Source organism: Pedobacter ghigonis (genome assembly GCF_903166585.1).
In the GTDB taxonomy this organism is placed as follows: domain Bacteria; phylum Bacteroidota; class Bacteroidia; order Sphingobacteriales; family Sphingobacteriaceae; genus Pedobacter; species Pedobacter ghigonis.
On record NZ_CAESCM010000014.1, the window covers coordinates 45048 to 61238 of the forward strand.

The 16191-nt window shown below is 41.9% G+C and carries 10 protein-coding genes; 8 read left to right on the top strand and 2 right to left on the bottom strand.

Translation table 11 applies throughout. The features are described from left to right. The first annotated feature begins 10 nt into the window (after nt 1-10). The 8 genes from HWV58_RS18615 (at nt 11) to HWV58_RS18650 (ending at nt 13468) form a co-directional block, all read left to right on the top strand. Nucleotides 11-1663 (top strand): RagB/SusD family nutrient uptake outer membrane protein, encoded by a 1653-nt coding sequence (locus HWV58_RS18615; RefSeq protein ID WP_175635531.1) that lies wholly within the window; start codon nt 11-13, stop codon nt 1661-1663. Between the two features lie 278 nt (nt 1664-1941). Beyond that, entirely contained in the window at nt 1942-2640 is a 699-nt protein-coding gene (locus tag HWV58_RS18620) for an RraA family protein (protein ID WP_235972766.1), read from the top strand. Between the two features lie 28 nt (nt 2641-2668). Beyond that, a complete protein-coding gene (locus HWV58_RS18625; RefSeq protein ID WP_175635532.1) occupies nt 2669-5587 on the top strand; it encodes a glycoside hydrolase family 2 protein in 2919 nt (972 codons plus the stop codon). 136 nt (nt 5588-5723) lie between these two features. After that, on the top strand, nt 5724-8651 hold the full coding sequence (locus HWV58_RS18630; RefSeq protein WP_175635533.1) for a glycoside hydrolase family 2 TIM barrel-domain containing protein: 2928 nt from the start codon (nt 5724-5726) through the stop codon (nt 8649-8651). 159 nt (nt 8652-8810) lie between these two features. Further along, nucleotides 8811-9977, top strand: coding sequence for a mandelate racemase/muconate lactonizing enzyme family protein (locus tag HWV58_RS18635; RefSeq protein WP_175635534.1), 1167 nt, complete (start codon nt 8811-8813; stop codon nt 9975-9977). Nucleotides 9978-9985: 8 nt separating this feature from the next. Beyond that, nucleotides 9986-10774, top strand: coding sequence for an SDR family NAD(P)-dependent oxidoreductase (locus HWV58_RS18640; RefSeq protein WP_175635535.1), 789 nt, complete (start codon nt 9986-9988; stop codon nt 10772-10774). A 108-nt stretch (nt 10775-10882) separates the two neighbouring features. Further along, the gene (locus tag HWV58_RS18645; RefSeq protein ID WP_175635536.1) at nt 10883-11764 is read left to right on the top strand and encodes an SMP-30/gluconolactonase/LRE family protein; all 882 of its coding nucleotides are present in this window, start codon (nt 10883-10885) and stop codon (nt 11762-11764) included. 51 nt (nt 11765-11815) lie between these two features. Further along, nucleotides 11816-13468: a sodium:solute symporter family protein gene (locus HWV58_RS18650; RefSeq protein ID WP_175635537.1), complete on the top strand. Its 1653-nt coding sequence runs from the start codon at nt 11816-11818 to the stop codon at nt 13466-13468. Between the two features lie 279 nt (nt 13469-13747). On the opposite strand, the gene HWV58_RS18655 is transcribed toward HWV58_RS18650, so the two are convergent. Then, a complete protein-coding gene (locus tag HWV58_RS18655; RefSeq protein WP_217707028.1) occupies nt 13748-14296 on the bottom strand; it encodes a DUF5018-related domain-containing protein in 549 nt (182 codons plus the stop codon). A 26-nt stretch (nt 14297-14322) separates the two neighbouring features. Then, a complete protein-coding gene (locus tag HWV58_RS18660; RefSeq protein ID WP_175635538.1) occupies nt 14323-16191 on the bottom strand; it encodes a RagB/SusD family nutrient uptake outer membrane protein in 1869 nt (622 codons plus the stop codon).

The following is a 16191-nucleotide window of genomic DNA, read 5'->3' on the forward strand; positions in this document are numbered from 1 at the left end:
GATTAGAAAAATGAAAAAGATATATATAGTTACAAGTGTACTCTTATTAAGTGTTTTTGTTTCTTGTAAGAAGGATTTCTTAGAAAGACCACCCCTTAATCAGGTGTCAGAGGCTACTTTCTGGAAAAATGCAAATGATGTTTACTTAGCTGTAAACGGTGTTTACAACCAGTTGCCAGGCGATGATATGGTATACGATGATGCCGCTGCAGATAACGCGCATGCACAATATCCGTGGGAAAGTTCGGCAACAGACGTATCGTCAGGTAATGTAAACTCTACTCTAGATGCAGGCTGGGGTTTTACTGCAATTGGGCGTGCCAATTATTTTTTAGATAATGCCGATAAAGTAACCGTTATTGACAAGGCTTTGCTTGATCGCTATAAAGCTGAGGTTCGTTTTATCAGGGCAAATGCCTACTTCTGGTTGATCTGCAAATTTGGCGATGTGCCTTTGCAAACTAAAACGGTTGTGCTTGGCGAGGAAAATATACCCCGCACACCAAAAGCACAGGTATTAAAATTTGTAGTAGATGAGCTGGATGCCATTGCTAAAATTTTACCACAAAGTTATGGTGGTGGGAAACCAAATGAAAAAGGGCGTATTACGAAAGGTGCAGCCCTGGCTTTGAAAGCGCGCGCACACTTATACGAAGGCCAGTGGCAACTGGCGGCTGATGCAGCAAGCCAGGTAATGACTTTAGGCTACAGTTTGTTTAAAGTAACTGCAGAAGATGCCCTTAACGCCAAAGATGATTATAGTGTATGGGTAGATTTTGCCAATGCCGATGATGAGAAGAAATTCCGTTTAGGTTTACGCAGCTACGAAGCTTTGTTTCAACAGGTAAACGAAGGCAATTCGGAAGTGATTTTAGACAGACAGCGTATTCCGCAACAAGATGCTAATTTCTTAAACACATTATTACCTTCAGGTGATTTAGGGGGCTGGGGTTCTATTGCGCCAACACAAGAACTGGTAAATAGCTACCCGAGTTATAAAACCGGCGATTTAATTACGCCGCCCACGCCAGCGCAACGTGCAGCATGGTATAAAGCCAAAGATCCGGCATTTAAAAACGAATATAGAAACAGGGATCCCCGTTTTTATGCCAGTATTTTATTTGACGGAAACCCCTGGAATGCGATTGAAGATGGCTATGCCTTTAAATGGACAGAAGGTGCAGGTAATACTGCTTTAACCGGTTACAGTGTACGTAAAATGGTTGATCCAAAAATTTACCGCGACCAGATCGATAACCACGCCAATAACATACTGATCCGTTACGCTGAGGTTTTACTAACCTATGCCGAAGCTAAGAACGAATTAACAGGGCCTGATGGATCGGTATATGACGCTTTAGATCAGATCAGAACCCGTGCTGGTATGCCTGTGGTAGACAGAACTAAATATGCTACTCAGACAACATTAAGAGAATTGATCAGAAACGAAAGACGTGTAGAGTTAGCCATAGAAGGACAACGTTATATGGACATCAGAAGATGGAAAATTGCACCACAGGTAATGAAATCCATTTTTAGTATCAGCGATGCCGTTAAACCTATACAAGTTAGAACGTGGACTGATAAATTGTATCTAATGCCTGTTCCACAATCCCAGATAGATCTATCAAGAGGTGTTTTAAAGCAAAACAGCGGATATTAAAATAAAATGCATCTACTTATGCACACACAATGATTGTAGCGGCCAGGCTTATCCTGGTCGCTATTTTTTTGCATAAATTTAAATGATATCTCCATAAATGATCAGCTGAGATTCGATTACTAAGTGAATTATTTTGTCTTTTTTGTTGCTTTAATCGCTTTTGTTATGGTAAAAAAGTTTAAAAAGTAGGTAACTATGCTTAAAGGTTTTTTTTGCCAATTATCCATTTTTGAATCATAAACAAATACAACCTCCCAATACATAATAAGCTGATGACAATGAATACTATGGAATGGCAAAATGACGACGAGCTTTTTGAAATTATAAGAACAGAACTTTATACTGCGGTAATTGGCGACATTATGGATAAGATGGGCCTTCTACACCAGTTTTTGCCGCCACAAATACAACCTTTACGTGCGGATATGTTTGTTGCAGGCAGGGCGATGACCGTGCTCGAGGCAGATGTGTTAGAATGCGCGGCATATGAAAGCAGTAACCCCATCCTTAAAAAGCCATTTGGTTTAATGCTCGAGGCGCTCGATGACCTGAAAAAAGATGAGGTTTACATTTGTTCAGGAGCATCGCCAACCTATGCCTTGTGGGGCGAGCTTATGAGTACGCGTGCAAAGATTTTAGGTGCTGCAGGCGCAGTGGTTGATGGCTATTCGAGAGATACCAGAGGGATATTACACCTCAATTTTCCTTCATTTTCTTACGGCAATTATGCACAAGACCAGGCACCCCGTGGCAAGGTAATCGATTTTAGGGTACCAATCGAAATCAAAGGCGTTTTGGTTAATCCCGGCGATATCGTGGTGGGCGATATAGATGGGGTTTGTATTGTGCCAAAGCAGCACGAGGCAGAAGTGATATCACGTGCACTTGAAAAAGCCAGAGGCGAAAAAATGGTACAGAAGAAAATTTTGGAAGGCATGAGTGCCAAAGAGGCATTCGATAAATACGGTATTATGTAAATATATTTTAATCATAACAAACACACAAATGAAACTATTTTATAAAATATTTACCGTTTTAACGATGCTGGCTGCTGTGGCGCAGGCGCAGATCCAAAAGATAAATTATACCAGCACCGATCAACAGGTGTTGAAAATCAACCGGATTTCGCCAGCTGCCTCGAAACAGCCAGATAAAATTGCTTTGGATGGTACCTGGAAGTTTTCGGCTGATATCAATGCACAACCTGCAGATAAAAACATTCAGGTGCCCGGCGAATGGGTAATGCAGGGCTTTGAAGTAAAGAAATCAGTTTTTGCGGGTTATCAGAGAACATTCGAAGTGCCTGCCAACTGGAAAAGCAAGCGCATTAAACTCCGTTTTGATGCGGTATACAGCGATGCCGAAATTTGGGTCAATGGCAAGAAAACCGCATCGCATTTGGGAGGTTTTACACCTTTCGAAATCGATATTAACAACGTGGTAAAATGGGGTGGCAGCAACGAGTTATTGGTAAAAGTAAAATCAGAAAGCAAAGCCGATTCGTTGGCCAGCGCATCTACCTATGCCGTACATCCTTTGGGTGGCATTTCACGAAAAGTGTACCTGATGGCCCTGGCGCCTGTAAATTTTGCCTATGCCGATGTTAAAACCATTTTAGATAAAAACTACGAAAATGCTAAGCTCAGCACTGATGTAATTATTGCTAACGAACAGGATGTGAAAACAAATAACCTGAGCCTCAAGGCCTCGTTGTTTAAGGCCGACGGAACAACGCTGGTTACCGAAAAAACAATTACACTCGATAAAGCTATTGCCAAAGGGGAATATTTGCAGCAAAACATCAGTTTCGATGTGGCAAAACCAGCCAAATGGGATACCGAACACCCTAATTTGTATGTGGTAAAACTGAGTATTATACAGGATGGTAAAACCGAAGATGTAATTACCAAAAGCATTGGTTTCCGTCAGATAGAAGTGAGGGGTAACCGGGTTTTTGTAAACAACATGCCCATCAAACTGCGTGGTATCTGTCACCACGAAACCATGCCTTTACGTGGCCGCTCCGTAGGCGAAAATATGTGGGAGAAAGATGTGGAGCTTTTCAGGGAGGGCAATGTAAACTATTTTCGTACCTCACATTATCCGCCAGCCGAAGAACTGATTGATGCCTGCAACCGCCTGGGGATGTTTTTAGAAGTAGAAGCTCCTTTTTGCTGGGCCGAAAATACTGCGGTGCCTGCGGGTACTGAAATTTACCAAACCCTGATGGTTGATCAGACTGTTGATATGGTAAATTATTTCAGGTCAAACCCTTCTGTATTAATCTGGTCGATGGGGAACGAAAGTGGTAAATACAAAGAGTATTTTAAAGAGACCGCTAAGCTGATTAAAGCATTCGACCCAACCCGCCCACGCAACTTTAGCCAATACGGACCTGATGCCGATGACGGCGATCTGGAAATTACCAATCACCATTATCCCGGACCAACAGGACCACAAACTTACCGCAATTACAAACGCCCGATCGTTTTTGACGAGTATGTACACTTAAATGCCTATAACCGTTTGGAGCTGGTTACCGATCCGGGCGTGCGCGATGCATGGGGAATTGGTTTTGAAAGCATGTGGGAGAACATGTACCGTACCGATGCCGTTTTAGGCGGTGCCATTTGGGCGGGTATTGACGATACTTTCTTTTTACCCAATGGCAAAACAGTAGGTTATGGTACCTGGGGACCGCTTGATGGCTGGAGAAGACCAAAACCAGAATACTGGCACATGAAAAAAATCTATTCGCCGGTAAAAATTAAACTCGCAGCTAACTGGAATGATGGTAAAATAGCCATCGAACTGGAAAACAGATTACTCTTTAGTAACCTCAACGAATGTAAAATAGCCTGGAGTTTGGCAGGTGAAAGTGGTTTAATTACAGCCGATTTAAAAAGGAATGGTAAAACGACAGCTAATGTTGCAGTGCCTAAAAAACCAGCTGCGGCAGATAAAATGAATGTTAAGGTCTACGATCCACGGGGCGTACTGATTGATATTTACGAGTTTGCTGTTGTGCCCACCATTACCGACCTAACATCAGCGCAAAAAACGGTGAGCGAGCAGTGGAGCTATAGCCAAAGCGCTAATACTTTAACCGCCAAAAATGGTAGCGTAAAGGTGCAGGTCAATTTAACCAGTGGGGATGTAGAACAGGTTAGCCAAAATGGTAAAACGGTTTGGAATACTGGCGCAAGGCTAATGGTCTTACCCTTAACAGGCGAGGGCAGAGGAACACAAATGACAGGCGACAGCCAGCAATTCGATCCTTTTACCAGCGCATGTAAAAACCGTATTGTAAGAGATATCAAGCTGCTTAAAGCTAAAAATAGCTTTACCCTCATTGTAACCGATGCTTACAGCGAAGCCAGTGGTACTACCAATTATGTTTTTTCAGCTAATGGTACCGTCAAAATCGATTATAAGTACACCATTCAAAAAGAGATTAATCCCCGTCAGTGGGGCCTGGTTTTTGGTTTGCCAGAGCGCTTTCAGGAACTGGATTGGAACAGGAATGCCCAATGGGATTATTACCCGGCCGATCATATTGGCAGGCCTGTGGGTAAAGCATGGTTAAACTCAGTCAATGAAATATCTGGACCTGCTGGCCCGAATAAATTACCAGCTACACCATGGAGTTTAGATAGAAATGATTTGGGTACCAACGATTTCCGTTCAACAAAAATGTATATTAACAAAGCAACTTTAAGTAATGGAACATCTTCTTTTAAAATAACAGCTAACGGACAGCAGCACTTCAGGGCATGGAAAGAAACGGCGGGAATTAAAGCCCTGGTAGCTGGCTATAGCAACATGGGAGCCGAAAGGTTTTTTAGGGGGCATGCCGAAAAAATGGACCGGCCGCTAAAAGTAGGTGATGTAATACAGGATAGTGTTATACTTCAGTTGAGATAGGAAGTTTACCGTCATTTCGACCAGAGTGCCTGCCTGTACAGGTGGGGAGAATCTTTGTTTATGAATAATTGCTAAGATTTCTCCATTCCGCTACGCTCCAGTCGAAAAGACGACTAAATAATAGAATTAAACAATCATGACCCTAAATAAAATTAACAACCATAAAACAGGGCGTAAAATATTACTTACGCTTGCTTTGATATACAGTACAGTTTTACCACTTCTGGCACAAAACAGTGGTATAGCCAGTACTTTATCGCCCATGCCTTCGGTTACACAGGGCAATAGCAAAACAGCTATTTCATTGAACGGGGAGTGGCTTTTTGCTGCAGGCCACAGCACTAAAACTTCTGCTATAAAAGTACCGGGAGAGTGGGTAATGCAAGGCTATACCGTAAATGCCGGAGAAACAGCAACCTATAACAAAATTTTTTCAGTACCTCAAAACTGGAAGGGCAACCGCATTAAATTGCGTTTTGACGGCGTGAGTTCGCATGCTATAGTTAAAGTAAATGGTAAAAAATTAGCCGAACACGAAGGTAGTTTTGTTCCTTTCGAAATAGATATTACCGATGTCCTTAAAAGTGGTGAAAATTTACTGCAGGTTGAAGTGCAGGCCAATACCATCAGCGATATTTTAGCCTGTACTTCGCAATATGCCGTACATACCGTTGGTGGTATTTTGCGTAATGTAACGTTGTTTGCCCTGCCAGAAATAAATATTTCTGACTTCACCGTAATTACCAATTTAAACGAAAAATTCACAGATGCTACTTTAATACTAAATACCACTATCGATAACAAAAGCCAGCGAAATAGTTCGATACAACTGGCCTACACATTAACAGACCACAGCGGCAAGGTTGTGCTGGTTAAAATAACAGCAGCACAGCAGGTTGGTGCCGCAACAGCACAAAAAATACCAGAAAACAGTTTTACGGTTAAAAATCCGTTAAAGTGGAATACCGACCGGCCATACCTTTACAATTTGCAAACGGTATTGTTGATAGACGGAAAGCCTGTTCAAACCAACCGGCAAAAAGTAGGCTTCAGAGAAGTTAGGGTAAACGGAAACCAGTTAATGGTAAACGGACGGCCTGTAAAATTAAGGGGAGTAAACCGTCATTCGGTACATCCGCTAACCGGCCGCGCCATCAGCGATGAGCTGGAATTAAAAGATGCCGAATTATTTAAAAAGGCCAATTGCAATTACATCCGCACCTCGCATTACCCGCCTAGCGAAAGGTTTTTAGCCATAGCCGATAGTATTGGTTTGTTTGTAGAGAACGAAAGCTCTTTAACCTGGATTCAGCACGGAGCTTCTCCGATCTGGAAATTGTGGAATTATAAAGACGAAAAATTCTACCCCTACATGCTGGCCGCCAATATCGAAAAAATGCAGGCAGCTAAAAATCACCCTTCGGTAATTATATGGAGCCTGGGTAACGAAAGTTACTGGAGCCCCCTATGGGATAAAGTTTACCGCGAGGCGAAAAAATTAGATCCTACGCGCCCCATTTCATTCCACGATCAATGCTGGGGAGGTTTTAACAATGGGGGTAACAAGGTTGATATTGCCAATTACCATTATCCGGGTATTAACGGCCCGAAAGCTACTGATACCATGAAGAGGCCTGTTTTATTTGGAGAGTATGCGCATTTAAGTACGTATAACCGCCGCGAGTTGTTAACCGATCCGGGTGTAAGGGCAAGTTTCGGCCCATCGCTGGTTAAAATGTACGATAGCATGTATGTGCACAAAGGAAATTTAGGTGGTGCCATATGGAGCGGTATTGATGATACTTTTCACCTGCCCGATGGCAGTATTGTAGGCTATGGACCCTGGGGGCCGATTGATGCCTGGAGGAGGTTAAAGCCCGAGTACTGGGGCATGAAAAAAGCCTACTCACCTGTAGTAGTTAAAAACATTTTTCAACCGGTGGTTAAAAATGGTAAATTGGTATTGCAGATAGAAAACCGTCACGATTTTATCTCTTTGAGCGATGTAGAAATAAATGCAAAGGTTGATGGTGAGGCGATTCATTTAAACTCGGCCATTAAACCACATGGCGAAGGCACATTGCAGGTACCTGTAAAAGCCGATACTAAAGAAGTTTATATTTCATTTAAAGATCCTTCAGGTAACATCGTAAATGAAGAGTTGATTGTTTTAAAACCTGCGGAAGAAAAGGAGCAAAGCAGTAAGGTTGCCTTATCATTTACTGAAAACGAAATGGCCTATTTGATAACTCAGGGCGATGTAAATTATACCATTAGCAAAATTACCGGTATCATATCCGGTGCAACAATTAAAGGCAAACAAGTTTTAACACAAGGACCTGTTTTTGGTGTGGTAACCATGAACAGCGAAGATGGGGGCAAACCCAACGTAGCAGGCGAAACCTATCAGAATAATATTTATCCGGTTAAAAACTATCCGCTATACACCATTTTTGCCAATACAATTAAGGCAGATCAAACTGCTGATGCAATTATTTTCACGATAAAAACTACTTACACCAATGGTGAAGGTAATTTAACTTATACCTTTTCTGGTGATGGCAATACCCGCGTAGATTACGAAGTAAAAACAAGCCTCGAAAAACCTTATCAATACGGAATGATTTTTCAGCTGCCTAAAACTTTCGATGAATTAAACTGGAAACGTAAAGGTGAGTTTAGCGTTTATGCACCGGAAGATATTGCCCGCGATAAGGGAACAGCGAAATTAAATGCCAGATGGTTACCTGCTGTAGAAGAATTTGGGAAACCTGGCGCTAAGCTTTGGAAAGATGATGCCAACGAAATGGGATCGAACGACTTCAGGTCGACCAAACAGCAGGTTCTACAGGCTCAATTGAGCGATGGCCATAGCCGCCTGCTTATCCAATCAGATGGCAAGCAAGCATCGCGCAGCTGGCTACAGGACGAAAAAATACAATTATTGATAGCCGATTATTCGAATAATGGTTCAGAGCCGTTTTATGGCAGTCCCTTTACCGATAACCGCATCAATATTAAGGGTAAAACACTGAAAGGAAGTGTTAAATTTAGGTTGCTATAAAAATCGTCATTGCGAGAAGGCTTTTTCAGCCGACGAAGCAATCTTACAACGATCGCCATAAGGGTGCGAATTATGGCAGACAAAGAAAAGAGAAACTATCGGATGGTAACATCCGACAGCACGTACTGTAGGGGAATCGATTAAAATAAAAACACAAAAATGAAAATAACAGATGTAAAAGTATGGCTGGTTGAAGGTGTAAAGTACAACTGGACATTATTAAAAATATATACCGATACCGGTCACACCGGAGTGGGCGAAGCCACCAACTGGCCGGGCAGCCCCATTGTTTTCGAAGCAGCAAAACATGTTGGTGAGCGCATTATTGGCTTAGACCCGATGAAAACCGATTTTATCTGGACTAAACTGTACCGCGATCTAAACTGGATGGGGCCATTTGGTGCCAGTATGTGCGCCATCAGTGGTATCGATATGGCACTGCTCGATTTAAAGGCAAAAGTGTTGGGCGTACCCTGCTACGAATTATTAGGAGGTGCTTTTAGGAAAGATATACTACTCTATGCCAATTACTGGTTTACGGGTGGCGGCCACAATGCAGCAGATTATGCTGAGCAGGCACTAAAAGTTAAAGCAGCTGGTTTTACCGGCTTAAAATTCGATCCCTTTGCTCATACCAATTATTTGTATGGCGAAGATTTATCGTCGAACCTGCAGCTCACAGCAGCTCAGCAAGATCTGGCATTTAACGTAAGCAAAGCCGTACGCGATGCTGTTGGTCCTGATTGCGATATCATGATCGAAACCCATGCCATGCTCAATTATCGTGTAGCCGTTACCATGGCGCAAAGGCTCTCTGAACTCAATATTACCTGGTACGAAGAACCAGCAGGACCCGAAAATGCCAATACTTTAAAAGCCATGCGCGACAGGATTCCGGCAAATGTTTCCATCTGCGTGGGCGAGCGCCATTATACCCGTCATGGTATTCGCGATGTGCTGGAAAAACACATTTGCGATGTAATGATGCCCGATATTACCCGCTGCGGAGGTCCTTCAGAGATGAAACGCATGGCAACCATGATGGAAGCTTATAATGTATTGCTGGCACCGCATAACCCTAACGGACCACTTTCTACACTGGCTTCGGCGCAGGTTTGTGCTTCGGTGCCTAATTTTTTCAGGCAGGAATTTATGTTTAACGATGTGCCGTGGCGCGATGAAATCATTACACACCCCATCGCAGATATGGTGCAGAACGGCCATTTAAAACTGAGCGAAAGACCAGGTTTAGGGGTAGATTTAATTGAAGAAGAAATGGAAAAACACCCGGGAATTTTAACACCCAGGGCAGGTTTTTATGTTTAATTGATATTATGGCACTAACGATAGATTTAAAAGGAAAAATAGCTTTGGTAACCGGTGTTACCTCGGGTATTGGTTTGGGGATTGCCAAAATGATGGCCAAAGCCGGCTGCACAGTAATTGGATGTGCAGAGCAAAGCGAAACGAGTGATGTAGCCCAGCGGTTTTTGGCCGAAATGGAATCTTATGATGCCCATACCGATTATTTTAAAGCGGATATGGCAGCAGCAGAAGAGATTGAAAATCTGGTTGCTGATATTACCAGCGATTACGGTCGGCTGGATATTTTAGTTTCTAACGCAGGGCAAAATGTATTTACCGGTTTAGCAAACAGTAACGAAAAAGACTGGCAGTTTAACCTCGATTTAAACCTAACCGCACATTGGCGACTCGCCAAAAGCTGTAAACCACTGCTGGCACAAAATATAGGGGTAATCATCATCATGGCTTCCAACCATGCCTACGCCAGTATACCGGGCTGTGCACCTTATAGTGTGGCTAAAACTGCCCTAACGGGTTTGGTTAGGAGCCTGGCTATAGAATGGGGCCCAGGCATCAGAACGGTTGGCATTGCACCTGGTTTTATCGACACACCGGGCAATCAGCAATGGTTTAATGGTTTCGAAAATCCGGAAGAGGAAAGACAGCGCACCGTAAACCTTCACCCAGTAAAAAAGATCGGCACCGTAGAAGAAATTGGCGGTTGGTGCGTGTTTTTGGCAAGCGAATATGCTGCTTTTGCCTCGGGTGTTACCTATTTGGTTGATGGAGGTAGAAGCGCGGTGATGCAGGATAGGTAGGAGGGATGATGGATGAGGGAAGATGGAAGAGGGAGCATGGGAGAGGGAAGATGTGAGATGGATGATGGAAGATGGGAAATGTGAGATGGGAAATAAGATATAAAATGTATGATGGAGATTTGGAAGCCGGATTTAATTTACAAGGCAGATTTAACTTTAGGCGAGGGTGCCCGTTGGCATGCTGAATGGCAAAAGTTTTTGTTTATCGATATCAAAGGTAAACTAATTGGCACCTGTAACCCTTTAAACGGGAAGTTGGTTATCCAAAAAACAACAAAAATGCCCGGTATGCTGGCTCCGGCTGCCGATGGTAAACTTTTAGTGGCTTTACAAGGCGAAATTGCTTTATTGGATTTTGAGACCGGTAAAACGCAAAGCCTGATTAAATTTAAAGAGGATGAAGAAAACCGGAGTAACGATGGTGCCTGCGATGCACTAGGCAGACTATGGGTAGGTACCATGCATGTTAATGCCAGGCATCATGCCGGAAATCTTTATTGTTACAACGGTAAACTGGTAAAAAAAATAAAAAACACAAGTGTGTCCAATGGGATTTGCTGGTCGCCAGATAACCGCACTTTATATTACATAGATAGCTTTTTGTATCACATTAAGGCTTTCGATTACGATTTAACTACAGGTAACATCAGCAACGAAAGGGTTGTGGTAGAAATACCCGGACCTAATATGCTGGCCGATGGAATGTGTATCGATAATGAAGGGATGCTTTGGGTGGCCATGTGGGGAGGAAGTTGTGTAAACAGGTATAATCCACACAATGGCACCTGCATAGGAAAGATCGAAGTTAATGCCCCTCATGTTACCAGTTGTGCTTTTGGTGGCGAGCTGATGAACCAGCTATTGATTACTACTGCAAAAGAGGGGTTAAATGAGGAAGAATTAAAAAAATACCCGCATAGCGGCTCCTTGTTTTTGGTAAAATTAAACGTAACAGGCCTTCCGGCTGTACCGTACAAACCCCATCTATAGCATTTGGCTTTGCCAAACAACAAATAATACTAACCAAATAATACTGTTTATATGAAACTGGAATTTTTCGATTACCTGATTATTGCCGTTTATTTTATTCTGGTAATGGGCATTGGATTAGTGCTGAAGAAGAGAATAAAAACTGGTAATGATTTTTTGCTCAGCTCGCACAATATTCCTTTGTGGATTACCTGCCTGGCCTTTATCTCTGCCAATTTAGGCGCACAGGAAGTTTTAGGTATGGCCGCCAATGGTGCCAAATATGGTTTGTACACCATGCATTTTTACTGGCTTGGTGCTGCTTTGGCCATGATCTTTTTAGGTGTGTACATGATGCCTTTTTATTATGGCAGTAAAGCCCGTAGTGTACCTGAATATCTAAAACTGCGTTTCGACGAAAAAACAAGAACTTTTAATGCCTTTACTTTTGCCGCCATGACTGTTTTCTCGTCGGGTGTTTCATTGTATGCACTTGCAATGTTAATGAAAGTGATTTTAGGCTGGGATTTCGACTTATCGATCTGGCTGGCCGCGGGTGTGGTATTGATTTATACTTTTTCAGGAGGTTTAACAGGTGCCATTTATAACGAAGTGCTGCAATTCTTCCTCATCATTATTGGCATAGCACCATTGGTTTATATTGGTTTGGATAAAGCGGGAGGGATTGATGGCATCCTTCAGCATGTAGATGCAGCTAAGCTCCATGTTTGGAAAGGATTAGACAGTCCGGCCAATAACCCCATGGGGGTAGATGCCTTCAGTATGGTGTTTGGTTTGGGCTTTGTTTTGGCTTTTGGTTACTGGTGTACCGATTTTTTAGTAGTACAGCGCGCCATGGCCACCCGAAACCTGAACGAAGCGCAGCGTACACCTGTTTTGGCTGCCTTCCCTAAAATATTAATGCCTGCCATTGTAATTCTTCCCGGTATTATTTTGCTGGCCTTGCAAGGTCAGTATACCGGTTTTGATTTACCGGTAAATGTAAATGGCGATAAAGATTACAATATGGTACTGCCTTTACTCTTGCAAAAGCTTTATCCTACAGGTTTACTCGGCCTGGGGATTACGGCTTTAATCGCTTCTTTTATGAGTGGCATGGCTGGTAATGTTACCGCTTTTAACACCGTATTTACTTACGATATCTACCAAACACACATCAAAAGGAATGCTTCAGACCGGCATTATTTAATGGTGGGTAAAGCTACTACTATTGCCGGGATACTGATTTCGATAGCTACAGCTTACGTGGCACAAGGCTTTAACAGCATAATGGATTTATTGCAACTGGTATTCAGTTTCGTTAATGCGCCATTATTTGCCACTTTCTTTTTGGGTATGTTTTGGAAACGTACTACCGGCCATGGGGCTTTTTGGGGTCTGTTATCAGGCACAGTTGCTGCGGCTGTAACCCATGGTTTATCAGTTGCCGAGGGTAAAGGAGGCTGGCTGGCTCATGCATTCGATTTTTATTCAGCAACGGGACAGGCTTTTACCATTGCTTCAATTTCATTTATCGTGTGCTTGTTATCAACCATAGCCATTAGCTTATTTACCAGGGCAAAAGATGAAAAGGAATTGCTTGGCCTGGTATATAGTTTAACGCCTAAACAAGATTTAAAAAGCAAAACCTGGTATTCCAATCCGCTATATCTGGGTATGATAGTGCTCGCCATTACCTTGTTTTTTAATGTACTCTTCTTTTAACTGAGATATAAACCATGGCTTATTTAACATCTGTTAAAATAGCCTATAACCTAAAACTACCGCTAAGACTATTAAAGTGCCTCCAAAAACTAATTTGGTGTTTGGAGGTACCTAATGGTGTCTCCGGATATTAAAAGGGCCCGGGCAGTATCCACCGCCGGGCCCTTGGTCCTAACTAACTAAACCTAAAAATCTTTTATCGTTCGCAGAATATAATTTTTGGTGCTGCCATTTTTAAAAGCGTTTAAATTATCTTTTTGGGGACTGTAAAAGTTGTTCTTAGAAACCTTTAATTGTTCTTATCACATAATCTTTAGATGAACCATCTGCAGCCGTAACACGATAGTAACGGTCTTTTGAAAAATCTGCAGGTGTTCCAAGTTTTGGAGCATCTTCCAAAGGCGTTACCATAGATGCGTCTGGAACAGTAATGTAGACCCATAACTTATTCAATTGGTCATTTGCAATTAAAGTTTGAAACTTTGCATACAAATCTGCTTTGGTTACCTTACCTGTAGGGCCGGCTTTCAGTACCGAATTTGCATCATAGGTAAGTGTTGTACTAAAACCAGTTTTACCATTAACGGTTATTGGTGTACTTACTTTTTTAAATACAACTTCGCAAACGCGATCTTTTAGGTTTTCCTGATTAGGAGTTCCTTCTTTTATCACATCATCATATAAAAATCTGTAGGTGTAATCTACTGTAGACAATGCATTTTGATTAGAATTTTTCAATTCCTCCATCCCACGCTTTAAACATCCGGTAGATACTGAAATAACTACAAGTGCAATTATACTTAAAAACGGTTTTATAATTTTTTTCATCTTTTTCTCATTAATTTGTTTCAAAATCAATCCCATCCCGGATTTTGTGCAACACCAGATTTTAACCTGAATGTTTCGTTTATTGGCAATAAATAACGTTTGGCAGTAAATTTAGCTTCACCAACCACATTGTTATCTGTAAAAAAGCTATAGCTGTTGCCATCTCGGGCAATTCGAATACCGCGCAGCGGACCTGTTAAATCGGGTATAATATAGCCGCCGGTTGCATACTCGCCGTTTTTAACACCACCACTGGTACGCATGCCCCATCTTAGCAGTGACCAGTAGCGATCATTGTTTTCGTATACCATCTCTACATTTCTCTCTCTTTTGTAAGCTTCAAATAAAGTGTTTCCCCAAACATTGCCCGATAAGGGAGCCAAATAGGCGTTGGCTTGTGCCTCATCAAATCCACCATGTTTAACCATGGTCGGAACCATATATTTTTTAGCATTTATAAAATCACCTTTCATTAAATAGGCCTCTGCCATATTTAAATAGGCCTCTCCATATCTCAGTACGCTATAGCAGTAATCTAATTTCTGGTCGCCCGGACTAGGCACACTTAAAACATGGGTATAAAAGTATTTCAACATGCCATACCCCGTAGAAGAGTTATAATTCTCTGTGTTTCCGGCAACGTAACCATACTCTGCCTGAGAACCTTCGTTTATTTTACTGTTAGCGTTGCTAACATTACCATCTCTTCTAAAATATACTTTAACCTGATCGTTAAAATAGGTACAGCCATCATATAGAATAGAAGAATAAAATCTTAAATCTCTCTTTTTGGTAGCAGTAAAATACATTTTTTCGTCTACGTTACTACCGGTGTTTACATAACTGGCATTTTGCCATGGTTTAATGGTTCCGTCAATATCTTTAACTAAATAATCATCAACCAGGTCTTGTGTTGGCCAGGCTCCACCATCCATTCCCCAAAAATTCATGGTAACCGAAATAGGGAAGTTTGTTTTTGCGTAAGTAGAAAATTTGCCTGTAGACCAACAGCCCTGATATTGCATTGGCGTATCGTATAATGAAGAGTTGATTTTATTCCGCTCGTATGATAAAATAATTTCTCTTGAGGCAATGGCAGTTTCATATTTCCTAAACATATCAAAATACGGACTCAACTGGCTACCAGTTGCATTTAAACCTAGTGCTGTACCGGCTGAAATAACCTTATCATAATAGGTACTGTTTGCGGTTCCTCCATCTACATAAGCTGCTGCCTGTAGGCTAACACGCATTAATAAGGCGTTGGCAGCCATTGAGGAAGCTCTTCCACGTTGACTTACCGCAGGGAGATCTGTAGCTGCTTTATCCAAATCACTAATGATGAAATCGTAGGTTTCTTTTGTAGTTTTTCTTGGAATCTGTAAATTATCTTCTTCAGATAATTCGCGATCAATTATTTGTAAGCCACCATATTGTTTCGCGAACATAAAATAGTGTGCTGCGCGTAAAAAATACAGCTCTGCCAATGCCCGTTTTTTATAATCTGCGCCGAATGAATTACTGGCTTGAATGTTTCTTATTGCGGTATGTATTTTCCATAAAACGCTATAACTCAACCAACCATAATTATCGTTTTTTGTCATCAAATCTGCGCGGTCTTTTGACCAATAAGCGCTATTTAATGTTCCGGTCATGGCATTTTTTGTTGAACTTTCTGACCGGGCTGCGTTACCCGTGCTGTAAGCAGATAACCAGGTATTGTTGCCTAACACATCTGCATATATCTGGTAAATAAAAGCGGTGGTTAAATTTTCACTTGCCCAGGTTTGTTCTCCTGTTATTTTATCGTAAGGTTGGGTATCGAGAAACTTTTTACACGATAGTGGAAGCAAAGCTGCAACCCCTAAAACCCAAATTATAATATTTTTTTTCAT